The sequence below is a fragment of the Stenotrophomonas sp. 10L48 genome, from assembly GCF_056395105.1.
In genome coordinates this window covers 1-19,858 of record NZ_JBFTIX010000022.1, presented here as the reverse complement: position 1 = coordinate 19,858, position 19,858 = coordinate 1, and the positions used below count along the sequence as shown (strand labels likewise).

At 63.0% G+C, this 19,858-nt stretch carries 31 protein-coding genes; 1 reads left to right on the top strand and 30 read right to left on the bottom strand.

Annotated features, from left to right (window positions below; genetic code table 11):
* Positions 1 to 349 precede the first annotated feature (349 nt).
* Positions 350 to 1,741, bottom strand: a complete 1,392-nt coding sequence (locus tag AC1DCU_RS21125) for a class II 3-deoxy-7-phosphoheptulonate synthase (protein ID WP_025879324.1) — start codon at positions 1,739 to 1,741, stop codon at positions 350 to 352.
* A 222-nt stretch (positions 1,742 to 1,963) separates the two neighbouring features.
* Here AC1DCU_RS21125 and AC1DCU_RS21120 point away from each other — a divergent pair, with 222 nt between their 5' ends.
* Positions 1,964 to 4,090: a TonB-dependent receptor gene (locus AC1DCU_RS21120; protein ID WP_442252235.1), complete on the top strand. Its 2,127-nt coding sequence runs from the start codon at positions 1,964 to 1,966 to the stop codon at positions 4,088 to 4,090.
* Positions 4,091 to 4,167: 77 nt separating this feature from the next.
* Here AC1DCU_RS21120 and AC1DCU_RS21115 read toward each other — a convergent pair whose 3' ends face one another.
* From AC1DCU_RS21115 to AC1DCU_RS20975, 29 genes are all read right to left on the bottom strand, one after another.
* On the bottom strand, positions 4,168 to 4,674 hold the full coding sequence (locus tag AC1DCU_RS21115; protein ID WP_025879322.1) for a disulfide bond formation protein B: 507 nt from the start codon (positions 4,672 to 4,674) through the stop codon (positions 4,168 to 4,170).
* A gap of 212 nt (positions 4,675 to 4,886) precedes the next feature.
* On the bottom strand, positions 4,887 to 5,270 hold the full coding sequence (rplQ, locus tag AC1DCU_RS21110) for a 50S ribosomal protein L17 (protein WP_025879321.1): 384 nt from the start codon (positions 5,268 to 5,270) through the stop codon (positions 4,887 to 4,889).
* 197 nt (positions 5,271 to 5,467) lie between these two features.
* Complete coding sequence (locus AC1DCU_RS21105) at positions 5,468 to 6,466, bottom strand: DNA-directed RNA polymerase subunit alpha (RefSeq protein ID WP_025879320.1); 999 nt, start codon at positions 6,464 to 6,466, stop codon at positions 5,468 to 5,470.
* A 55-nt stretch (positions 6,467 to 6,521) separates the two neighbouring features.
* Positions 6,522 to 7,151, bottom strand: a complete 630-nt coding sequence (gene rpsD, locus AC1DCU_RS21100) for a 30S ribosomal protein S4 (RefSeq protein WP_025879319.1) — start codon at positions 7,149 to 7,151, stop codon at positions 6,522 to 6,524.
* Between the two features lie 15 nt (positions 7,152 to 7,166).
* Positions 7,167 to 7,556 (bottom strand): 30S ribosomal protein S11, encoded by a 390-nt coding sequence (gene rpsK, locus AC1DCU_RS21095; RefSeq protein ID WP_004145443.1) that lies wholly within the window; start codon positions 7,554 to 7,556, stop codon positions 7,167 to 7,169.
* 11 nt (positions 7,557 to 7,567) lie between these two features.
* Entirely contained in the window at positions 7,568 to 7,924 is a 357-nt protein-coding gene (gene rpsM / locus AC1DCU_RS21090; protein WP_025879318.1) for a 30S ribosomal protein S13, read from the bottom strand.
* 346 nt (positions 7,925 to 8,270) lie between these two features.
* Positions 8,271 to 9,638, bottom strand: a complete 1,368-nt coding sequence (secY, locus tag AC1DCU_RS21085; protein ID WP_025879317.1) for a preprotein translocase subunit SecY — start codon at positions 9,636 to 9,638, stop codon at positions 8,271 to 8,273.
* 7 nt (positions 9,639 to 9,645) lie between these two features.
* Complete coding sequence (gene rplO / locus AC1DCU_RS21080; RefSeq protein ID WP_025879316.1) at positions 9,646 to 10,089, bottom strand: 50S ribosomal protein L15; 444 nt, start codon at positions 10,087 to 10,089, stop codon at positions 9,646 to 9,648.
* 4 nt (positions 10,090 to 10,093) lie between these two features.
* A complete protein-coding gene (gene rpmD, locus AC1DCU_RS21075) occupies positions 10,094 to 10,285 on the bottom strand; it encodes a 50S ribosomal protein L30 (protein ID WP_025879315.1) in 192 nt (63 codons plus the stop codon).
* Positions 10,278 to 10,820 carry a 30S ribosomal protein S5 gene (gene rpsE, locus AC1DCU_RS21070; RefSeq protein ID WP_025879314.1) on the bottom strand — a complete coding sequence of 181 codons (543 nt, stop codon included), beginning with the start codon at positions 10,818 to 10,820 and terminating at the stop codon, positions 10,278 to 10,280. Before rpsE ends, rpmD begins: the two co-directional genes overlap by 8 nt.
* Positions 10,821 to 10,981: 161 nt before the next feature.
* A complete protein-coding gene (rplR, locus tag AC1DCU_RS21065) occupies positions 10,982 to 11,335 on the bottom strand; it encodes a 50S ribosomal protein L18 (RefSeq protein WP_025879313.1) in 354 nt (117 codons plus the stop codon).
* Between the two features lie 32 nt (positions 11,336 to 11,367).
* Positions 11,368 to 11,892 (bottom strand): 50S ribosomal protein L6, encoded by a 525-nt coding sequence (gene rplF / locus AC1DCU_RS21060; RefSeq protein ID WP_025879312.1) that lies wholly within the window; start codon positions 11,890 to 11,892, stop codon positions 11,368 to 11,370.
* Positions 11,893 to 11,909: 17 nt separating this feature from the next.
* Positions 11,910 to 12,308, bottom strand: coding sequence for a 30S ribosomal protein S8 (gene rpsH / locus AC1DCU_RS21055; RefSeq protein ID WP_025879311.1), 399 nt, complete (start codon positions 12,306 to 12,308; stop codon positions 11,910 to 11,912).
* 234 nt (positions 12,309 to 12,542) lie between these two features.
* A complete protein-coding gene (rpsN, locus tag AC1DCU_RS21050) occupies positions 12,543 to 12,848 on the bottom strand; it encodes a 30S ribosomal protein S14 (RefSeq protein WP_032977438.1) in 306 nt (101 codons plus the stop codon).
* 18 nt (positions 12,849 to 12,866) lie between these two features.
* Positions 12,867 to 13,409, bottom strand: coding sequence for a 50S ribosomal protein L5 (gene rplE / locus AC1DCU_RS21045; RefSeq protein ID WP_025879309.1), 543 nt, complete (start codon positions 13,407 to 13,409; stop codon positions 12,867 to 12,869).
* Positions 13,410 to 13,420: 11 nt separating this feature from the next.
* Positions 13,421 to 13,738 carry a 50S ribosomal protein L24 gene (gene rplX, locus AC1DCU_RS21040; protein ID WP_025879308.1) on the bottom strand — a complete coding sequence of 106 codons (318 nt, stop codon included), beginning with the start codon at positions 13,736 to 13,738 and terminating at the stop codon, positions 13,421 to 13,423.
* 16 nt (positions 13,739 to 13,754) lie between these two features.
* Entirely contained in the window at positions 13,755 to 14,123 is a 369-nt protein-coding gene (rplN, locus tag AC1DCU_RS21035) for a 50S ribosomal protein L14 (protein ID WP_025879307.1), read from the bottom strand.
* Between the two features lie 12 nt (positions 14,124 to 14,135).
* On the bottom strand, positions 14,136 to 14,405 hold the full coding sequence (gene rpsQ, locus AC1DCU_RS21030; protein WP_004145355.1) for a 30S ribosomal protein S17: 270 nt from the start codon (positions 14,403 to 14,405) through the stop codon (positions 14,136 to 14,138).
* An 11-nt stretch (positions 14,406 to 14,416) separates the two neighbouring features.
* On the bottom strand, positions 14,417 to 14,602 hold the full coding sequence (gene rpmC / locus AC1DCU_RS21025) for a 50S ribosomal protein L29 (RefSeq protein ID WP_025879306.1): 186 nt from the start codon (positions 14,600 to 14,602) through the stop codon (positions 14,417 to 14,419).
* A complete protein-coding gene (rplP, locus tag AC1DCU_RS21020) occupies positions 14,602 to 15,015 on the bottom strand; it encodes a 50S ribosomal protein L16 (protein WP_025879305.1) in 414 nt (137 codons plus the stop codon). Before rplP ends, rpmC begins: the two co-directional genes overlap by 1 nt.
* A gap of 5 nt (positions 15,016 to 15,020) precedes the next feature.
* On the bottom strand, positions 15,021 to 15,755 hold the full coding sequence (rpsC, locus tag AC1DCU_RS21015; RefSeq protein ID WP_004145350.1) for a 30S ribosomal protein S3: 735 nt from the start codon (positions 15,753 to 15,755) through the stop codon (positions 15,021 to 15,023).
* Positions 15,756 to 15,773: 18 nt separating this feature from the next.
* A complete protein-coding gene (rplV, locus tag AC1DCU_RS21010) occupies positions 15,774 to 16,109 on the bottom strand; it encodes a 50S ribosomal protein L22 (protein ID WP_004145348.1) in 336 nt (111 codons plus the stop codon).
* A 12-nt stretch (positions 16,110 to 16,121) separates the two neighbouring features.
* On the bottom strand, positions 16,122 to 16,391 hold the full coding sequence (gene rpsS / locus AC1DCU_RS21005) for a 30S ribosomal protein S19 (RefSeq protein ID WP_004145340.1): 270 nt from the start codon (positions 16,389 to 16,391) through the stop codon (positions 16,122 to 16,124).
* Positions 16,392 to 16,397: 6 nt separating this feature from the next.
* Positions 16,398 to 17,225: a 50S ribosomal protein L2 gene (gene rplB, locus AC1DCU_RS21000; protein WP_025879304.1), complete on the bottom strand. Its 828-nt coding sequence runs from the start codon at positions 17,223 to 17,225 to the stop codon at positions 16,398 to 16,400.
* Between the two features lie 10 nt (positions 17,226 to 17,235).
* Positions 17,236 to 17,535, bottom strand: coding sequence for a 50S ribosomal protein L23 (rplW, locus tag AC1DCU_RS20995; protein ID WP_025879303.1), 300 nt, complete (start codon positions 17,533 to 17,535; stop codon positions 17,236 to 17,238).
* On the bottom strand, positions 17,532 to 18,137 hold the full coding sequence (gene rplD, locus AC1DCU_RS20990; RefSeq protein WP_025879302.1) for a 50S ribosomal protein L4: 606 nt from the start codon (positions 18,135 to 18,137) through the stop codon (positions 17,532 to 17,534). The genes rplW and rplD overlap by 4 nt, the downstream gene beginning before the upstream one ends.
* A gap of 12 nt (positions 18,138 to 18,149) precedes the next feature.
* Positions 18,150 to 18,800, bottom strand: a complete 651-nt coding sequence (rplC, locus tag AC1DCU_RS20985) for a 50S ribosomal protein L3 (protein ID WP_025879301.1) — start codon at positions 18,798 to 18,800, stop codon at positions 18,150 to 18,152.
* Positions 18,801 to 18,811: 11 nt separating this feature from the next.
* On the bottom strand, positions 18,812 to 19,123 hold the full coding sequence (gene rpsJ / locus AC1DCU_RS20980; protein ID WP_010341589.1) for a 30S ribosomal protein S10: 312 nt from the start codon (positions 19,121 to 19,123) through the stop codon (positions 18,812 to 18,814).
* A gap of 333 nt (positions 19,124 to 19,456) precedes the next feature.
* Positions 19,457 to 19,858, bottom strand: a 402-nt coding sequence (locus AC1DCU_RS20975; protein ID WP_478013681.1) for an EF-Tu C-terminal domain-related protein, incomplete at its 5' end; no start/stop codon positions are given.

Below are 19,858 nucleotides of genomic sequence, written 5' to 3'. Positions count from 1 at the left end.
ATCTGTCGGAATGTCATGGCCTGCTCTTGGTGGGTGTCGACCTTGGTCGACACGTAGATCCACGCCATGCGTGGATGCTCTTCGATCAATTGTCGAAATATTCGATTTCGATTGGATTTGATCCAAGCGAAGCACAGATGGACCAACAGCCACCGGAAATCTGTCAGAGGTGGGGCGATGTCGGAGTGCGGGGTGTCAGCCGCATGGATGCGGCTGCCAAGCCTACAGGGACGTACTTGCGGCGTCCCCGCACTCCGACACCGCCCCGCCAACCACGGAATGCCGCTCTTGCTGTTGCTCTGGCAGTGGCCTCTGCAGGTGCAGGGCGCAGCCCTGCAGAAGCAAACCCCTACCGCACCTGCTCCTGCTTGCGCACGATCGCCATCGCAATCTCCAGCGACTGCTCGTAGTTCAATCGCGGGTCGACGGTCGAACGATAGGCGCGCTCCAGGTCACGCTCGGTCAGTTCGCGCGCACCGCCGGTGCATTCGGTCACATCCTCACCGGTCAGCTCCAGATGCACGCCACCCAAACGGGTGCCTGCGGCCGCATGCAGGTCGAAGGACATCTCGACCTCGCCGCGCACGTTGTCGAAGCGCCGCGTCTTGAAGCCGTTGGCGGTGCTTTCGGTATTGCCGTGCATCGCATCGCACACCCACAGCACGCGACGACCATCGCGCTTGACCGCATCCAGCAACGGCGGCAGCTTCTGCGCGATCTGCGCCGCTCCCATACGATGGATGAAGCTCAGGCGGCCCGGCTCGTCATCCGGATTGAGCACATCGATCAGGCGCAGCAACTGGTCCGGCGTCACCGACGGGCCCACCTTGATCGCGATCGGATTGCGCACGCCGCGCAGGTACTCCACGTGCGCGCCATCCAGCGCGGCGGTGCGCATGCCGATCCACGGATAGTGCGTGCTCAGGTTCAACCAGCCCTGCTGGCGCGGCACCTGCCGGGTCAGCGCCTGCTCGTAGGGCAACAGCAGCGCTTCATGCGAGGTGTAGAAATCGATGCGGTTGAGGTTGTGCACGCGGGCCCCGGCCAAGGTCTCCATGAAGTGCACGGCATCACCGATCGAGGCCACCATCTTCTGGTACTCGGCGGCCAACGGCGAATGGCTCACCCATTCCAGGTTCCAGTATTCGGGATGGTGCAGATCGGCGAAGCCGCCATCGATCAGCGCCCGCACGAAGTTCATCGTCATCGCCGAATGCGCGTGGGCCTGCAGCATCCGCTTCGGGTCGGGCAGACGCGCCGCCTCGGTGAAGGCCGGCGCATTGATCACATCGCCGCGGTAGCTGGGCAGAGTCACGCCGTCGCGGGTCTCGGTATCGGCCGAGCGCGGCTTGGCGTACTGGCCGGCGAAACGGCCGACGCGGATCACCGGCTGGCGCAGGCCGTGCACCAGCACCAGGCTCATCTGCAGCAGCACCTTCAACCGGTTGGAGATCGTGCCCGATTCGCAGTCGCTGAAATTCTCCGCGCAGTCGCCGCCCTGCAACAGGAAACGCTTGCCTTCCTGGGCGTCGGCCAGCTGCTGCTTCAGCGCCAGGATCTCCCACGAGGTCACCAGCGGCGGCAGCCGCTTCAGCTCGTGCAGCGCGGCATCCAGTGCCACCGGATCGGGATAGGTCGGCATCTGCAGCGCGGTCTTGCCCCGCCAGCTCTCCGGTGACCAGGCGGCGCCAGCAGCGATGGCGGCAGGATCGGGGGCGGGCGGAACGGCGGACAGGCTCATCACGGACATCCGGGGGTGGGGGGCGGTCATGGTCGCAGAGCCAGCCGCTGGCGCAAAGGGCCGGGCCCGGTCATGACTGCCTGAACGGTGTGGAAAGGGGCCGTGTGATCGGCCAGAAACGGCATGGTCGCCATCGCCGGACAGGCGCATGATCGGCACGCAGTTGTTACGGAGTAACACTCCCTCATGGACCGGCCCCCTCCCCCTTCCTGCCCATTTCCCATGAAGCCATCCCTGCTCACCACCGCCATCACCTTCGCCCTGATCCTCACCAGCCAACCCGCGCTTGCCGCCGACACTGATGCCAGCGCGGCTGCGGTCAAGGACCTCGACGTAGTCACCGTCAGTGCTCAGCTCGACCAGGCCCGCAACGCCCTGTCACCGGACATCGGCAGCAGCCAGTACCAGATCACCGCCGAGGACATCCAGAAGCAGCCGCTGGGCGCCTCCGCTCCGCTCAGCCAGGTGCTTCTGCAGGCCCCGGGCGTGGTCCAGGACTCCTACGGCGGCGTGCACGTGCGCGGCGACCACGCCAACCTGCAGTACCGCATCAATGGTGTACTGCTGCCCGAATCGATCTCCGGCTTCGGCCAGACCCTGGATGCCCGCACCATCAAGAGCATCCGCCTGATGGACGGCGCCCTGCCGGCGCAGTTCGGTGAACGCACCGCCGCGGTGGTCGATATCACCACACGCAGTGGCGCCGAGCTGGGCAACGGCGGCAGCGCTGGCATCACCGCCGGTTCGTTCGGCAAGGTCAACCCGAACGCCTCCTGGTGGGGCAACCAGGGCCGCTGGAGCTGGTTCCTGACCGGCAACTACGACCAGAACGAGGTCGGGCTGGAGAACCCCACCAGCGCACGCAGGCCGCTGCATGACGACACCCACCAGGGGAAGGCCTTTGCCGACCTGACCTATCTGGTCAACGACAGCACCCGCCTGAGCGTGTTCGCCGGCTTTGCCAACAACCGCTTCCAGATCCCGGTCAACCCGGGGCAGACCCCGCAGTTCGGCTACCTGGACACCACCACCTTCGATTCCAGCCAGCTGGACGAAACCCAGCGCGAGGCCACCCGCTTCGGCATGCTGGTGCTGCAGGGCACGCTTGGCCAGACCGCGTACCAGCTCTCGGCCGGCCAGCGCTACAGTGATGTGGCCTTCAACCCGGACGTCGTGGGCGACCTGGAGTTCAGCGGCGTCGCCTCGCAGGTCCGGCGCAGCAACCGCGCCAACACCCTGCAGGCCGATTTCTCCACCCCCCTGGGCGATAACCACACCCTGCGTTATGGCCTGTATGGCAACTACGAACACGCCGCCGCCAACAACAGCAGCTGGGTCTTCCCGGTCGACGCCGATGGGCGGCAGACGAGCACCACGCCGCAGCTGATCCCGGACCGCAATGCCTTCCACGCCAGCACCGCAGCCTTGTACGTGCAGGACGAGTGGCGGATCGGCGATGACTGGACCGTCAATTACGGCCTGCGCGGCGACCGCTTCAAGGCCTTCGGTCACACCGAGGGCCAGCTCAGCCCACGCCTGGGCGTGGTCTGGAACGCCAGCGACAGCACCACCGTGCACGCCGGCTATTCGCGATACTTCACCCCGCCCGCCAGCGAACTGGTTGCCGGCAGCGATCTGGCCCTGTTCGATGGCACCAGCAACCAGCAACCCGCCGATGGCAGCAACACGCCGTTGTCCGAGCGCAGTGACTACTACGATATCGGCGTGTCACAGCAGGTCGGCGACCACCTCACCCTCGGCCTGGATGCCTACGACCGACGCGTGCACCGCCTGCAGGACGAAGGCCAGTTCGGCGCCGCCTACATCTATTCCACCTTCAACTATCGCCGCGGCCACATCCACGGTCTGGAGTTCAGCGCCGACTACAGCAACGGGCCGATCAGCGCGTACTTCAACGCGGCCTACAACAAGGCCATGGGCACCCAGGTCATCACCAGCCAGTACAACCTCGATCCGGATGCACTGGCCTACGTGCAACAGAACTGGATCCACCTGGACCACGACCAGAAGCTGACGTCTTCCGGCGGCGTCAGCTATGCGTTCGCTGGCCACAATCGGGTCGGTGCGAACTACGTGTACGGCAGCGGCCTGCGTTCGGACATCGAGGGCGTGCCCAATGGCGGCGAACTGCCGTCGTACCTGCAGGTCAATCTCAGCGCCGCGCATGACTTCAACGCCGACAGCGGTCATCCGCTGCATGTGCAACTGGCGGTGATCAACGCGCTGGATCGCAGCTACCAGCTGCGCGATGGCGGAGGCATCGGCGTGTTCGCACCGCAATGGGGACCACGTCGCGGCGCCTATCTGAGCCTGCAGCAGGACTTCTGAGGTACCACCGACTGCCGGCCAGCGGCCGGCACTACCGGAAAACAGTCGAGCCACGCCATGCGTGGCTCCGGACTGGCTCAGTGCTTGACCTTGCGCAGCGATACCACCAGCGCCCACAGCGCCAGCAGCACGAACCACACGCCCGACCACATCGGCATGGTCAGGCCGAGGAACGTCCAGTCGATGTTGCCGCAGTTGCCGGTGCCGGTCAGCACGGTGCGGAACACTTCCAGCGGCCCCATGGTCTCGCGCAGGAAGGCCAGCGGCGGGCCACACGTCGCCCCCATTTCCGGCGGCAGCATCTGCACGTAGACATGGCGTGCGGCGATGCCCACGCCCACGGCGGCAGCGATGAACGCGAGGATGCCGTAGGTCGCCCGCCCCGGACGGTTGGACGGCCCATGCAGTGCGCCGATCAGGAACAGCAGGCCCAGGGCCGCGAACGCCAGGCGCTGGAAGATGCACAGCGGACACGGCTCCAGCCCCATCTTCAGCTGCAGGAAAATCGCGTAGCCCAGCAGGCCCGCGCAGATCAGGAAGCCCAACAGGAACTGGGCGCGGAAAGGCCAGCGCAGAGGATTCATCGGCAACGCTCGTGTAGTACGGACCGCAAGCGTAACCGAGAGTGCGCGCCGTTCGAACCGCCACAACGTCGCGCCCGTCGGAACACGCCGGCGCGCGCGCCGCAACATGCGGGATCATCCACGCCCGGCGTGGATCTCCATCCGTCGCCCAGAAACGGAAAAACCCGGCACGAGGCCGGGTTCTTCACCGAATGACGGGTGTCGCGCGTCGATTACTCTTCGACGGCTTCAGCCACGACCGGACGGTCAACCAGCTCAACGTAGGCCATCGGCGCGTTGTCGCCGGCGCGGAAGCCGCACTTCAGCAGGCGCAGGTAACCGCCCGGACGGTTCGCGTAGCGCGGGCCCAGGATGGTGAACAGGTTGCCGACGGCTTCGTTGTCGCGCAGGCGGGCAAAGGCCAGACGACGGTTGGCGACGGAGTCGACCTTGGCCAGGGTGATCAGCGGCTCGGCGACGCGGCGCAGTTCCTTGGCCTTCGGCAGGGTGGTCTTGATCAGCTCGTGCTTGAACAGCGAGGCGGCCATGTTCTTGAACATCGCTTCGCGGTGGGCGCTGGTACGGCTGAACTTACGGCCGGATTTCTGGTGACGCATGGTGATATTCCTTGGTTAATGATGTGGCTTTGCGGATCGTTGTCGCCTTCCTGGCGCTGCTGCTCGGACTGCGGTTGGTCCTGGCCATCCGTCCTGGACGACCTGCCCGCGAACCTTCGTTCGTCGTGGCGGTATTGCCTTGGTGCAATGGCCCCGTCGTTGCCGACGGGGCCATGCGGTCTTGCAGAAAGGCGGTATCAGCCCAGCATGCCGTGGCTGGCGACGCCGGCCGGCGGCCAGTTCTCCAGCTTCATGCCGAGCGACAGGCCACGCTGGGCCAGCACTTCCTTGATCTCGGTGAGCGACTTCTTACCCAGGTTCGGGGTCTTCAGCAGCTCGACTTCGGTCTTCTGGATCAGATCGCCGATGTAGTAGATGCTCTCGGCCTTGAGGCAGTTGGCCGAACGCACGGTCAGCTCCAGATCGTCGATCGGGCGCAGCAGCACCGGATCCACGCCGTTGTTGGCCGGCTTCGCCGCACCGCGGTCGCGATGGGTGAAGTCACCGAACACCGACAGCTGATCGCTGAGGATGTCGGCAGCGGTACGCACTGCTTCTTCGGCGTCGATGGTGCCGTTGGTCTCGATATCGATGACCAGCTTGTCCAGGTCGGTGCGCTGTTCGACACGAGCCGCTTCCACGGCATAGGCGACACGGCGGACCGGCGAGAACGAGGCATCCAGGACCAGACGGCCGATGGCACGGGTTTCTTCGTCCGGACGACGACGCGCAGCTGCCGGCTGATAGCCGAAACCACGCTCGATCTTCAGACGCATGTTCACTGCCGTGTCCTTGGTCAGGTGGCAGATCACGTGGTCGCCGTTCAAGATCTCCACATTGTGGTCGACCTTGATGTCGGCAGCGGTGACAACGCCCGGACCCTGCTTGGACAGGGACAGAGTCGCGTTGTCGCCGGAGTGCATACGGATGGCCACGTCCTTCAGGTTCAGCAGGACTTCCAGCACGTCCTCCTGCAGACCTTCGACCGTGGTGTACTCATGCAACACGCCGTCGATTTCGACTTCCGTGATGGCGAAGCCCGGGATGGACGACAGCAGCACGCGACGCAGGGCATTACCCAGCGTATGCCCGTAACCCCGCTCCAAAGGTTCGATAACGACCTTTGCACGGGTGTCGGTAATGCGTTCGATCTGCGGACCGCGAGGACGCAGAACCTGGTTGGCGGTAACCGTCATGTTGCGGGTTCTCCTAGTGAACCCCCGGCCGTCGCCGGGGGCTCTCCAATGTGAATTACTTCGAATACAGCTCGACGATCAGCGCTTCGTTGATGTCCGCAGGCAGATCCGAACGATCCGGAACAGCCTTGAAGATGCCGGAGAACTTGCCGGAATCCACTTCAACCCACGACGGGCTCAGGTCATGCTGGGCGGCGACGGTCAGGGCTTCCTGGACGCGCAGCTGCTTGGCAGCCTTTTCAGACAGGGCGATGGCGTCGCCAGCCTTGACCTGGTACGAGGCCAGGTTGACCGACTTGCCATTCACGGTGACGCCGCGGTGCGACACCAGCTGACGGGCAGCCGGACGGGTCACGGCGAAGCCCATGCGGTAGACAACGTTGTCCAGGCGGGTTTCCAGCAGCTGCAGGAGGTTCTCGCCGGTGTTGCCCTTCTTGGTCGAGGCCTTCTTGTAGTAGTTGCGGAACTGACGCTCCAGCAGACCGTAGATACGCTTGACCTTCTGCTTTTCACGCAGCTGGGTAGCGTAGTCGGACAGCTTGCCCTTGCGGGCAGTGGCGCCATGCTGGCCGGGCTTCTGCTCCAACTTGCACTTGGAGTCCAGCGCACGCGCCGGGCTCTTCAGGGACAGGTCGGCGCCTTCGCGACGGGCGAGCTTACAGGTAGGACCGATATAACGAGCCATTTCTTATCGCTCCCTTTAGACGCGACGCTTCTTCGGCGGACGGCACCCGTTGTGCGGGATAGGCGTCACGTCGATGATGTTGGTGATCTTGTAGCCGACGTTGTTCAACGAACGCACGGCCGACTCACGGCCCGGACCCGGACCCTTGATGCGGACTTCCAGCGACTTCACGCCGTAGTCCAGCGCAGCACGACCGGCCTTTTCGGCAGCCACCTGGGCTGCGAACGGGGTCGACTTGCGCGAACCGCGGAAGCCAGCGCCACCGGAGGTCGCCCACGACAGAGCGTTGCCCTGACGGTCGGTGATGGTCACGATGGTGTTGTTGAACGAAGCGTGGACGTGGGCAACGCCGTCGGTGACGACGCGCTTGATCTTCTTCTTGGTCTTAGCAGCAGGCTTAGCCATTTATATGTCCCTTACTTCCTGATCGCCTTGCGCGGGCCCTTGCGGGTGCGGGCGTTGGTACGGGTGCGCTGGCCACGCAGCGGCAGACCGCGACGGTGACGCAGGCCGCGGTAGCAGCCCAGGTCCATCAGGCGCTTGATCGCGATACCGATTTCACGGCGCAGATCGCCTTCCACGATGTACTTGCCGACTTCGGCGCGCAGGCGCTCGATTTCCGGCTCCGACAGATCGCGGATCTTGGTGGTCGAAGTGACGCCTGCGACTTCGCAGACCTTCTTCGAACGGGTACGGCCGATGCCGTAAATGCTTTGCAACCCGACCCAGACATGCTTCTGGGCTGGCAGGTTGACGCCTGCAATACGCGCCATGACGCGGTTCTCCAGCTGAGTGATGGCCGACGGCGCGCTCAAGGCACGCCGATCCGGCAGGATGGATCAAAAAAGTGAACCAGTGATACTAACAAGGTTCCGGTTTACTTGGAAGCCCGTGAAACCAGAGGTTTCATGAACCCGGCCCGGGGAGTGTGCCCAGGCTCCGGCGCCGGATGGGGTTGGACCTGGAGTTGCCTCCCGGGCCGCCCGCGCTACTCCAGCGCGGGACCACCTCATCACACCCCCACCCGGAACCGCTGCGGGGGCCGCCCTTCGTTTGTGTGGCCAGAGTCCGCGAAGCGGAGGACCATCACGTCAGGAAGACGAAAGTATAACAGGCTAATCAGCCGCGAGCAAAACCGCCGCGGTTGCCGCCCTTCAGGTTGGCCTTCTTCAGCAGGCTCTCGTACTGGTGGGACATCAGGTGCGCCTGCACCTGGGCGATGAAGTCCATCACCACCACCACCACGATCAACAGCGAAGTACCGCCGAAATAGAACGAGGCGTTCAGCTGCGTGCGCATCAGTTCCGGCAGCAGGCAGACGATCACCAGGTAAGCCGAACCGGCAGCAGTCAGTCGGGTCAACACGCCGTCGATGTAGTCGGCGGTGGCCTTGCCCGGACGGATACCCGGAATCAGCGCGCCCGACTTCTTCAGGTTGTCGGCGGTTTCCTGCGAGTTGAACACCAGCGCGGTATAGAAGAACGCGAAACCGGTGATCAGCGCAGCGAACACGATCATGTGCAGCGGCTCGCCCGGACCCAGGGCATTGGCGACCTTCTGCAGGGTCTGGCCAAAGGTGCTCTGGTTGGCAGCCTGGCCGGACCACATGGCCAGGGTGGCCGGGAAGGCCAGCAGGCTCGAGGCGAAGATCGCCGGGATGACGCCGGCCATGTTCAGCTTCAGCGGCAGGAACGAGGTCTGGTTCATGTACGCGTTGCGACCGCCCTGGCGGCGCGCGTAGTTCACCGTGATCCGGCGCTGACCGCGTTCGACAAACACCACGAAGAAGGTGAAGGCGAGCACGACGATGGCGATCAGCAGCAGCTGGATGAACTGGATGTTGCCGTCGCGGTAGGCGTCGAAGGTGTGGATGACCGCACCCGGCAGGCCCGCCACGATACCGGCGAAGATGATCAGCGAGACGCCGTTGCCGATGCCGCGCTCGGTCACCTGCTCACCAACCCACATCAGGAACATGGTGCCGGCGGTCAGTGCGACCACGGCAGTGAGCACGAAGCCCATGCCCGGCATGTACACGACCGGTGCACCGGTCGGCGACACCTGGCCCTGCAGCGCCAGCGCGATCGAACCGCCCTGCACCACTGCGAGCAGCACAGCGCCGATGCGCGAATACTGGGTGATCTTGCGGCGGCCGGACTCACCTTCCTTCTGCATCGCCTTCAAGGCGGGGAAGATGTGCACAGCCAGCTGCATCACGATCGATGCCGAGATATACGGCATCACGTTCAGCGCGAAAATGCTGAAACGGTGCAGGGCGCCGCCCGAGAACATGTTGAACATGTCCACGATGCCGCCGCCCTGCTGTTGCATCATGGCAAGCATGGCATCGGGATTGACGCCCGGCACCGGCACGTAGCAGCCGATGCGATAGACGATCAAAGCCCCGACGACGAACAGCAAACGTTGGCGAAGTTCAGTGAACTTGCCCATTCCGCCCGCGAGGTTACCGATGCCAGCTTGCGCCATGATTCTCTTACTCCGTTACGCTGCCGCCGGCAGCTTCGATCGCAGCCTTGGCACCGGCCGTGGCAGCAACACCCTTCAGGGTGAACGCCTTGGTCACTTCGCCCTTGACGACGACCTTGGCCTTCTTTGCAGTGCTCGGGACCAGCTTGGCAGCACGCAGGACAGCGAAGTCGATCTCGCCGGCCGGCAGCTTGTCCAGCTGGTACAGCAGCACTTCAGCGGTGTCCTTGGCGATCGGCGAACGGAAGCCGATCTTCGGCAGACGACGCTGCATGGGGGTCTGGCCGCCTTCGAAGCCAGCCTTGATCTTGCCGCCACCCTTACGGGCAAACGAACCCTTGTGGCCGCGGCCGCAGGTCTTGCCCAGGCCGGAGCCGATACCGCGACCGACGCGGGTACGCTCTTTACGAGCGCCCGGTGCCGGGCTCAATTCATTCAGATGCATGGTCATTGGATTATTCCTCAACCTTGACGAGGTAGTGGACCTTGTTGATCAGACCGCGAACCTGCGGGCTGTCCTTCAGTTCACGCACATCGTTGAGCTTGCCCAGACCCAGCGCACGCACCGACAGGCGATGACGCGCCTGGGCACCACGCAGGCCGCGAACCAGACGGACCTTGACGGTCTTGTTGGTTTCATTAGCCATGGTTGAGATCCTCCACCTTCTTGCCGCGCTTGGCCGCGATGCGAGCCGGCGACTGCGCTGCAGTCAGGCCCTTCACGGTGGCACGCACCAGGTTGATCGGGTTGCGCGAACCGGTGGCCTTGGCCAGCACGTTCTTCACGCCAACTGCTTCCAGCACGGCGCGCATGGCACCACCGGCAATGACGCCGGTACCTTCGGAAGCCGGCTGCATGAACACGCGCGCTGCGCCGTGACCATCCTTGATGGTGTGCCACAGGGTGCCGTTGTTCAGATCGACGGTGACCTGGTTCTTGCGAGCCTGCTCCATCGACTTCTGGATGGCGACCGGCACTTCGCGTGCCTTGCCATAACCGAAACCGACCTTGCCTTCGCCGTCGCCGACAACAGTCAGGGCGGTGAAGGTGAACTGACGGCCACCCTTGACGGTCTTGCTGACGCGATTGACCGCGACCAGCTTTTCGATCATGCCGTCATCGACTTTCTCTTCGCGGTTACGGTCGCGATCGCGACCCCGCTGCTGACGTTCTTCTGCCATGTTTATTCCTTGGTTGTTGGGTTATGTACGGCTCGAGGCCGCTTATGGTTGTGGAGTGGTGCGTTGTTGCGGTGGGCCGCTGCAGAAGAGCGGCGCCGCCCAGCCTCACTCAGGCTGGCGAGCAGGCGGGCATGGGGACCGGGGTCCCCTGCCCTGATCCCTTAGAACTGCAGGCCGGCTTCGCGGGCAGCGTCAGCCAGGGCCTTGATGCGGCCGTGGTAACGGTAACCCGAACGATCGAAGGCAACCTTCTCGACGCCGGCGGCCTTGGCACGCTCAGCGACGATGCGGCCAACCTTGGCGGCGGCATCGGCGTTCTTGCCGTTCTTCAGGCCTTCCTTGATGTCGGCCTGGGTGGTGTTGGCGGCAGCCAGCACCTTCGAGCCGTCAGCGGTGAAGACCTGTGCATACAGGTGCTGGCCGGTGCGCAGCACCGACAGGCGGGCCACACCGAGCACACGGATGTGGGCACGGGTCGACTTGGCGCGACGCAGGCGGGCGATGTTCTTGTTCATGATCTTTTTCCCTGGAAAGCGGAAGGTCCTAATTAGGCCTTCTTGGCTTCCTTGCGAATGATGACTTCGTCGGAGTACTTCACGCCCTTGCCCTTGTACGGCTCCGGCTTGCGGAACGCACGGATCTTGGCGGCAGCTTCACCGACGGCCTGCTTGTCAGCGCCCTGCACCAGGATTTCAGTCTGGGTCGGGGTGGTGATGGTGATGCCTTCCGGCGCCACGAACACGATCGGGTGCGAGTAACCCAGCGACAGGCTGAGGTCCTTGCCCTGCATCGCGGCACGGTAACCCACGCCGACCAGCTCAAGCTTGCGCTCGAAGCCTTCGGAAACACCCTTGACCATGTTGGACAGGATGGCGCGGACGGTACCGGTCAGCGGGATCAGCTCCACGTTGTCGGTGCTCAGGGTGGCAACGCCGTTTTCGACATTGATGTTGATGCCAGCCGGCTTGGCCAGCGACAGGGTGCCCTTCGGGCCCTTGGCGATGACGCTGTCGTTCTGGACGTTCAGTTCAACCTTACCCAGGTCGATCGGCTTCTTGGCTACACGGGACATGGTCTACTCCTTTCGCCTTAGGCCACGAAGCACAGGACTTCGCCGCCGACGCCCAACTGGCGCGCCTGCGCATCAGTCATGATGCCCTTGGAAGTGGAAATGATGGAAATGCCCAGGCCGTTCATGACCTTCGGCAGTTCGCTCTTGCCGCGGTACTGGCGCAGGCCCGAACGCGAGAAGCGCTTCAGGGTCGCGATGACCGGCTTGCCTTCGAAATACTTCAGCACGATTTCCAGCTCGGACTTGTTGTTCTCGAGCGCGGTCACGCGCAGGTCGGCGATGTAACCCTCGTCCTTCAGGACCTGGGCGATCGCAACCTTGATCTTGGACGACGGGGCTTTCACCGTCTGCTTGCCAACCGCTGCCGCATTCTTGATGCGGACCAGCAGGTCGGCGATGGGATCAGTCATGCTCATATGAGTACCTTTGAGTGCACCGATATCCGCTTTCGCGAAAATCTGTTGTCTCCTGGAAACGGGCCAGGCCCCCTACCCCTACGCGTTGCGCAGAGCAAGACGCGGGAGTATACGCCAAAAGAGCCCGACTTGCGTCGGGCTCTTCGGTTTTTTGCAGAGGGAAAGCTGAACGCCTCCCCTCCCCGGCTGCGAAGCCCCCCCGTGGGGAGCCCTCGCTGGCAGGACCGGCTGGGGTTACCAGCTGGCCTTGCGCAGGCCCGGAACGTCGCCACGCATGGTGGCTTCACGCAGCTTGTTGCGACCCAGGCCGAACTTGCTGTACACGCCACGCGGGCGGCCAGACAGTTCGCAACGGTTGCGATGGCGGCTCGGCGACGAATCGCGCGGCAGCTTCGACAACTTGGTGGCGGCCTCGATCTTCTCTTCGTAGCTCGCGTCCGGGGAGGACACGATCTTCTTCAGAGCAGCACGCTTGACAGCGAACTTTTCAGCCAGCTTCTTCCGCTTGATGTCGCGGTTGACCATGGAGGTCTTTGCCATTTCGGTTTCCTCGACGAATCAGTTACGGAACGGGAACTTGAACGCTGCCAGCAGCGCCTTCGCTTCCGCGTCGGTCTTCGCAGTGGTGGTGATGGCGATATCCATACCGCGGATCGCGTCGACAGCGTCGAAGTCGATTTCCGGGAAGATGATCTGTTCCTTCACACCCATGTTGAAGTTGCCGCGACCGTCGAAGGAACGACCGGAAACACCACGGAAGTCGCGCACGCGCGGCAGCGAGATGTTGATCAGGCGGTCCAGGAACTCGTACATCTTGTGGCGACGCAGCGTGGTCTTGCAGCCGATCGGCCAACCATCACGGATCTTGAACGATGCCACCGAGATACGCGACTTGGTGACGATCGGCTTCTGGCCCGAGATCTTGGTCATGTCGCCAACGGCGTTTTCCAGGATCTTCTTGTTGGTGGCCGCTTCGCCGACACCCATGTTCAGGGTGACTTTGACCAGCTTCGGCACCTGCATGGAATTGGTGTAACCGAACTGCTTCATCAGCGCCGGCACCACTTCTTCCTTGTAAAACTTTTCGAGACGGGAAGTCATCTTCTCATTCCTCAGGCGTCGAGCGCCTCACCGCTGGAGCGGAACACACGCAGTTTGCGTCCATCCTCCAGCACCTTGAAGCCAACGCGCTCGCCCTTGCCCGAAGCCGGGTTCAGCACATTCACGTTGGAGATATGGATCGACGCTTCACGCTCGACCACGCCGCCGGCAACACCTGCCTGCGGGTTCGGCTTGGTGTGGCGCTTGACGATGTTCACGTTGGCGACGACCAGACGGTCGCCATCGACGCGGACGACTTCGCCCTGCTTACCCTTGTCCTTGCCGGCGTTGACGACAACCTGGTCGCCCTTCTTGATACGGTTAGCCATGATTATCTCCTGTCGCTCACAGCACTTCGGGAGCGAGCGAGACGATCTTCATGAACTTCTCCGAACGAAGTTCACGAGTCACCGGCCCGAAGATACGGGTCCCGATCGGCTCCTGCTTGTTGTTAAGCAGAACGGCGGCGTTGCCGTCGAAGCGGATCAGCGAGCCGTCGGCGCGACGCACACCCTTGCGGGTACGCACCACGACGGCGTCATACACTTCACCCTTCTTGACCTTGCCGCGCGGAATCGCATCCTTCACGGTGACCTTGATGATGTCGCCGATGCCGGCGTAACGGCGCTTGGAACCACCCAGCACCTTGAAGCACATCACTCGCTTGGCACCAGAATTGTCGGCGACGTCAAGGTAGCTCTGCATCTGGATCATGATTCAGACTCCTTATTCAGCCGCACGCGTGATGACTTCCACCACGCGCCAGTTCTTGGTCTTGGACATCGGAGCAATCTCGGTCACGCGGACGACATCGCCTTCCTTGCAGGCGTTGTCGGCATCGTGGGCGTGCAGCTTCGTCGAGCGCTTGATGTACTTGCCGTACAGTGCGTGCTTGACCTGACGCTCGACCAGGACGGTAACCGTCTTGTCCATCTTGTTGCTGACGACACGGCCTTCGACCGTGCGCAGCGCTTTGTTTTCAGTATTGTCGCTCATAGCGGCCATCCTTACTTCGTGCTGCCGAGCAGGGTCTTGACGCGAGCAATTTCGCGACGCACCCGGCGGATGTCGTGTGTCTTCGGCAGCTGGCCGGTGACCTGCTGCATACGGACAGAGAACTGTTCCTTACGCAGGTCGATCAGGTGGGCCTTGAGGTCGTCAGCCGACTTTTCACGGAGAGTTTTGATATCCATCAGCGCACCGTCCGGGTCACGAAAGTGGTGGTGACCGAGAGCTTGGCAGCGGCCAGGCGGAACGCCTCGCGTGCCACTTCCTCGGTAACACCCTCGATTTCATAGATCATGCGGCCGGGCTGGATCTGGGCCACCCAGTATTCCACGTTGCCCTTACCCGAACCCATTCGAACTTCGATGGGCTTCTTGGTGATGGGCTTGTCGGGGAACACTCGGATCCACATCTTGCCGCCGCGCTTCACGTAGCGGCTGATCGAACGGCGAGCCGCTTCGATCTGACGCGCGGTCAGCTGACCGTGGGCGGTTGCCTTCAGGCCGTACTCGCCAAAGCTGACAGCGTTTGCGCTCCAGCTGAGGCCTTCGTTACGGCCCTTGTGCACCTTGCGGTACTTGGTTCGCTTGGGTTGCAACATTGTCGTTACCTCGCTTCACGAGCCGGGCGCTGACGGTCACCGCGGTCGCCGCGATCATGACGATCGTTGCGCGACGGGGTGTCGTCCTGCTTTTCCTGGCCAACCTGGGAGAAATCGAAGACCTCGCCCTTGTAGATCCAGACCTTGATGCCGATGATGCCGTAGGTCGTCTTGGCTTCAGCGAAGCCATAGTCGATGTCGGCACGCAGGGTGTGCAGCGGCACGCGGCCTTCGCGGTACCACTCCGAACGGGCGATTTCTGCACCGTTGAGGCGGCCACCGACGTTGACCTTGATGCCCAGGGCACCCAGGCGCATCGCGTTGCCGACCGAGCGCTTCATTGCGCGGCGGAACATGATGCGACGCTCCAGCTGCTGCGCGATCGATTCGGCAACCAGCTGTGCGTCCAGCTCGGGCTTGCGCACTTCGGTGACGTTGATGTGCGCCGGGACGCCCATCATCTCGCTCACTTCCTTGCGCAGCTTCTCGATGTCCTCACCGCGCTTGCCGATCACCACGCCCGGACGGGCGGTGTGGATCGTCACGCGAGCGGTCTTTGCCGGACGCTCGATCAGGATCTTGCTGATGCCGGCCTGCGCCAGCTTCTTGCGCAGCATTTCGCGCACTTTCAGGTCGGCTGCCAGGTAACCAGCGAACTCGGCCTTGTTGGCGTACCACTTGGAGTTCCAGTCCTTGGAAATGCCGAGGCGGATACCAATCGGATGAACTTTATGACCCATGGTCTTTTCCTTATCCGCTTACTTGGCGGCGCCCACAACCACAGTGATGTGGCTGGTGCGCTTGAGGATGCGGGTACCGCGGCCTTTCGCCCGCGCCATGAAACGCTTCAGGGTCGGACCTTCATCTACCATGATGGTCTGAACCTTCAGCTCGTCGACGTCGGCGCCCTGGTTGTTCTCGGCATTTGCAATAGCCGACTCCACCACCTTCTTGATCAGGTGGGCAGCCTTCTTGTCCGAGAACTTCAGCAGGTTGACGGCACGCTCGGCCGGCAGACCGCGCACCTGGTCAGCGACCAGACGTGCCTTCTGCGGGGAGATGCGCGCGGTGCGCAGGATGGCTTTCGCTTCCATTGTCATCTCTCCTTACTTGCCCGACTTCTTGTCACCACCGTGACCCTTGAAGGTCCGGGTGATGGCAAATTCGCCGAGCTTGTGGCCGACCATGTTCTCGTTGACGAGAACCGGGATGTGGTTCTTGCCGTTATGCACGGCAATGGTGACGCCTACCATGTCAGGCAGGATCATCGAACGACGCGACCAGGTCTTGATCGGACGCTTGCTACCCGCAGCGGCAGCCACCTTAGCAACCAGGTGGTGATCGACAAACGGGCCCTTCTTGAGTGAACGTGCCATGGTCGATTAGCCCCTACGATCGCGGACGATGAACTGCTGAGTGCGCTTGTTATGGCGCGTCTTGTAACCCTTGGTCGGAACACCCCACGGGGTGACCGGATGCGGGTTACCCTGGCCGGCCTTCGCCTCACCACCACCGTGCGGGTGGTCAACCGGGTTCATGGCAGCACCACGAACGGTCGGGCGGACGCCGCGCCAGCGCTTGGCACCGGCCTTGCCCAGCTTTTCCAGGCTGTGCTCGTCGTTGCCGACTTCGCCGATGGTCGCGCAGCACTCAACCGGAACCTTGCGCATCTCACCCGAGCGCAGGCGCAGGGTGGCGTAGATGCCTTCACGAGCAACCAGCTGCACGGCAGCACCTGCAGCGCGAGCGATCTGAGCGCCCTTGCCCGGCTTCAGCTCGATGCAGTGGATGGTGGTACCGACCGGGATGTTGCGCAGCGGCAGGGTGTTGCCCGCCTTGATCGGAGCATCCGAACCAGCGATCACCTGATCGCCAGCCTTCAGACCCTTCGGGGCGATGATGTAGCGACGCTCGCCGTCGACGTAGCACAGCAGGGCGATGTGCGCGGTGCGGTTCGGATCGTATTCGATGCGTTCCACGCGCGCCGGGATGCCCAGCTTGTTGCGCTTGAAGTCAATCAGGCGGTAGTGCTGCTTGTGGCCACCACCGACGTGACGCACGGTGATGCGGCCGTGGTGGTTACGACCACCGGAACGGCTCTGCGACTCGACCAGCGGAGCGTGCGGAGCGCCCTTGTGCAGGTCGGGAGTAACCACGCGCACGGCCGAACGGCGACCGGGAGAAGTGGGCTTGAATTTCATCAATGGCATGGGATGTACCTCAGGCCTTGGCCGTTACATCGATCGACTGGCCGTCGGCCAGGCGAACGTACGCCTTGCGCCAATCGCCGCGGCGGCCAGCGCGGTTACGGAAGGACTTGTTCTTGCCCTTGACGTTGACCACGTTGACTGCTTCGACCTTGACGTCGAACAGCTGCTCAACCGCGGCCTTTACATCGGCCTTGGTGGCTTCGTTCGAAATTTCGAAGACGTACTGATTGGAGAGTTCCTGCAGGCGCGCGGTCTTTTCGGAGACACGCGGGGCGAGCAGCACGCTGAAGATTTTTTCGTTGCTGTTCATGCCAGCCACTCCTCGACCTTCTTGACCGCGTCAGCGGTGATGACGACCGTGTCGGCACCGACCAGCGACACCGGATCCAGGCCCTGGACGTCACGCACTTCCACGTAGGGAATGTTGCGAGCCGACAGGTACAGGTGCTCGGAGGCTTCTTCAGTGACGATCAGCGGGCGCTTGCCCACTTCCAGGCCGGCCAGCTTGGCGATCAGAGCCTTCGTGTTGGTCGCTTCGACATCGAAGGACTCCACGATGGTCAGACGGCCCTGACGGTTCAGCTCGGACAGGATCGCGCACATGGCGGCACGGTACTGCTTACGATTGACCTTCTGCTCGAAGCTGCGCGGCTTTGCCGCGAAGGTGACACCGCCGCCGACGAAGATCGGAGCCGTCAGTGCGCCATGACGCGCGCCGCCGCCCTTCTGCTTCTTCGACTTCTTGGTGGTACCTGCCACTTCGGAGCGAGTCTTCTGCGCCTTGGTGCCGGCGCGACCGGCGTTGCGGTAAGCAACGACAACCTGGTGAACCAGATCTTCGCTGAAATCGCGACCGAACACGGCGTCGGAGACCGAGACCTTGTTATTGCTACCCGTGATAACGAGTTCCATCGTCATCTCTCCTTATGCCTTGCTCGCCGGACGGACGATCACGTCGCCACCCGCCGCGCCCGGAACGGCGCCGCGAACCGCGATCAGACCGCGTTCGACGTCGACCTTGACAACTTCCAGGTTCTGGGTGCTCTGCTGCACGGCGCCCATGTGACCGGACATCTTCTTACCCGGGAACACGCGGCCGGGCGTCTGGCGCTGACCCAGCGAACCCGGCGCGCGATGCGACAGCGAGTTGCCGTGGGTAGCGTCACCCATACGGAAGTTGTAGCGCTTGATGGTGCCCTGGAAGCCCTTACCCTTGGTGACACCCTGGACGTCGACGATCTGGCCGACTTCAAAGATGTCCGCCTTGACTTCGCCACCCACGGCGAAATCGCCGAGCTGGGCGTCTTCAACGCGGAATTCCCACAGGCCACGGCCCGCTTCCACTTTCGCCTTGGCGAAGTGGCCGGCTTCCGGCTTGTTGACCAGGGCAGCGCGACGCGCACCGACGGTCACCTGCACGGCGCTGTAGCCGTCAGTTTCGACGGTCTTGATCTGCGCGATGCGGTTGGGGGTTGCTTCGATCAGGGTCACCGGAATGGAACGGCCATCTTCGGTGAACACGCGGCTCATGCCAGCCTTGCGGCCCACGAAGCCCAACGAATACTTCTTCGTCATGGTCGTAGTCCTCAGGTCAGCTTGATCTGAACGTCGACGCCGGCAGCCAGTTCGAGCTTCATCAGCGCGTCCACGGTCTTGTCATTCGGGTCAACGATATCGAGCACGCGCTTGTGCGTGCGGGTCTCGTACTGGTCACGCGCGTCCTTGTCGACGTGCGGGGAGACGAGGATGGTGTAACGCTCGATCTTGGTCGGCAGCGGGATCGGGCCACGCACTTGCGCGCCGGTCCGCTTCGCCGTCTCAACGATCTCGCTGGCCGAACGGTCGATCAGACGATGATCGAACGCTTTCAGCCGGATCCGGATCTTTTGGTCCGCCATGGCGGTAGGTTCCTTCGATAAAAGAGCGACAGACAAAGCCTCTGGGTTGCTTTGCCCCATGAAATCCCTGAATACAGACGGCCCGCATTCCCGCAGGCCGACAAGGTCAATCCGTAGACCCCAAATGCATAGGCAGACCCGTGAAACCGGCCTGCCCAGACGGAGAAGCATAATGGCACGCAAGGCAGCTGTCAACAGTCTCCTGTTGACGCCGCCTGAATGGCATTGACCCTTCCTGGTCCGGGGAACACAAGGCACATCCTGTGCCTACTTTCCCGTTTGATACGCCCCGATGCCCTACCCAGGCAACATCGGGGCGCAGAGTCTAGCAGATTACTCGAGGATGTTGGCAACCACGCCAGCACCGACGGTACGGCCACCTTCGCGGATGGCGAAGCGCAGGCCGGCGTCCATGGCGACCGGGTTGATCAGGGTGACAACCATCTTCACGTTGTCGCCCGGCATCACCATCTCGACGCCTTCCGGCAGCTCGACCGCACCGGTGATGTCGGTGGTACGGAAGTAGAACTGCGGACGGTAGCCCTTGAAGAACGGGGTGTGACGGCCGCCTTCGTCCTTCGACAGCACGTACACTTCGGCGTCGAACTTGGTGTGCGGCTTGATCGAACCCGGCTTGGCCAGAACCTGGCCACGCTCGACGTCGTCACGCTTGGTGCCGCGCAGCAGCAGACCGGCGTTGTCGCCTGCCTGACCCTGGTCCAGCAGCTTGCGGAA

Coding starts and splice junctions, on each gene's coding strand:
- AC1DCU_RS21125 (WP_025879324.1), bottom strand. CDS start 1,741: ATGAGCCTGTCCGCCGTTCCGCCCGCCCCCGATCCTGCCGCCATCGCT.
- AC1DCU_RS21120 (WP_442252235.1), top strand. CDS start 1,964: ATGAAGCCATCCCTGCTCACCACCGCCATCACCTTCGCCCTGATCCTC.
- AC1DCU_RS21115 (WP_025879322.1), bottom strand. CDS start 4,674: ATGAATCCTCTGCGCTGGCCTTTCCGCGCCCAGTTCCTGTTGGGCTTC.
- rplQ (WP_025879321.1), bottom strand. CDS start 5,270: ATGCGTCACCAGAAATCCGGCCGTAAGTTCAGCCGTACCAGCGCCCAC.
- AC1DCU_RS21105 (WP_025879320.1), bottom strand. CDS start 6,466: ATGACGGTTACCGCCAACCAGGTTCTGCGTCCTCGCGGTCCGCAGATC.
- rpsD (WP_025879319.1), bottom strand. CDS start 7,151: ATGGCTCGTTATATCGGTCCTACCTGTAAGCTCGCCCGTCGCGAAGGC.
- rpsK (WP_004145443.1), bottom strand. CDS start 7,556: ATGGCTAAGCCTGCTGCTAAGACCAAGAAGAAGATCAAGCGCGTCGTC.
- rpsM (WP_025879318.1), bottom strand. CDS start 7,924: ATGGCGCGTATTGCAGGCGTCAACCTGCCAGCCCAGAAGCATGTCTGG.
- secY (WP_025879317.1), bottom strand. CDS start 9,638: ATGGCGCAAGCTGGCATCGGTAACCTCGCGGGCGGAATGGGCAAGTTC.
- rplO (WP_025879316.1), bottom strand. CDS start 10,089: ATGACCATGCATCTGAATGAATTGAGCCCGGCACCGGGCGCTCGTAAA.
- rpmD (WP_025879315.1), bottom strand. CDS start 10,285: ATGGCTAATGAAACCAACAAGACCGTCAAGGTCCGTCTGGTTCGCGGC.
- rpsE (WP_025879314.1), bottom strand. CDS start 10,820: ATGGCAGAAGAACGTCAGCAGCGGGGTCGCGATCGCGACCGTAACCGC.
- rplR (WP_025879313.1), bottom strand. CDS start 11,335: ATGAACAAGAACATCGCCCGCCTGCGTCGCGCCAAGTCGACCCGTGCC.
- rplF (WP_025879312.1), bottom strand. CDS start 11,892: ATGTCCCGTGTAGCCAAGAAGCCGATCGACCTGGGTAAGGTTGAACTG.
- rpsH (WP_025879311.1), bottom strand. CDS start 12,308: ATGAGCATGACTGATCCCATCGCCGACCTGCTGGTCCGCATCAAGAAT.
- rpsN (WP_032977438.1), bottom strand. CDS start 12,848: ATGGCAAAGACCTCCATGGTCAACCGCGACATCAAGCGGAAGAAGCTG.
- rplE (WP_025879309.1), bottom strand. CDS start 13,409: ATGACTTCCCGTCTCGAAAAGTTTTACAAGGAAGAAGTGGTGCCGGCG.
- rplX (WP_025879308.1), bottom strand. CDS start 13,738: ATGGCTAACCGTATCAAGAAGGGCGACCAGGTTGTCGTCAACGCCGGC.
- rplN (WP_025879307.1), bottom strand. CDS start 14,123: ATGATCCAGATGCAGAGCTACCTTGACGTCGCCGACAATTCTGGTGCC.
- rpsQ (WP_004145355.1), bottom strand. CDS start 14,405: ATGAGCGACAATACTGAAAACAAAGCGCTGCGCACGGTCGAAGGCCGT.
- rpmC (WP_025879306.1), bottom strand. CDS start 14,602: ATGGATATCAAAACTCTCCGTGAAAAGTCGGCTGACGACCTCAAGGCC.
- rplP (WP_025879305.1), bottom strand. CDS start 15,015: ATGTTGCAACCCAAGCGAACCAAGTACCGCAAGGTGCACAAGGGCCGT.
- rpsC (WP_004145350.1), bottom strand. CDS start 15,755: ATGGGTCATAAAGTTCATCCGATTGGTATCCGCCTCGGCATTTCCAAG.
- rplV (WP_004145348.1), bottom strand. CDS start 16,109: ATGGAAGCGAAAGCCATCCTGCGCACCGCGCGCATCTCCCCGCAGAAG.
- rpsS (WP_004145340.1), bottom strand. CDS start 16,391: ATGGCACGTTCACTCAAGAAGGGCCCGTTTGTCGATCACCACCTGGTT.
- rplB (WP_025879304.1), bottom strand. CDS start 17,225: ATGCCATTGATGAAATTCAAGCCCACTTCTCCCGGTCGCCGTTCGGCC.
- rplW (WP_025879303.1), bottom strand. CDS start 17,535: ATGAACAGCAACGAAAAAATCTTCAGCGTGCTGCTCGCCCCGCGTGTC.
- rplD (WP_025879302.1), bottom strand. CDS start 18,137: ATGGAACTCGTTATCACGGGTAGCAATAACAAGGTCTCGGTCTCCGAC.
- rplC (WP_025879301.1), bottom strand. CDS start 18,800: ATGACGAAGAAGTATTCGTTGGGCTTCGTGGGCCGCAAGGCTGGCATG.
- rpsJ (WP_010341589.1), bottom strand. CDS start 19,123: ATGGCGGACCAAAAGATCCGGATCCGGCTGAAAGCGTTCGATCATCGT.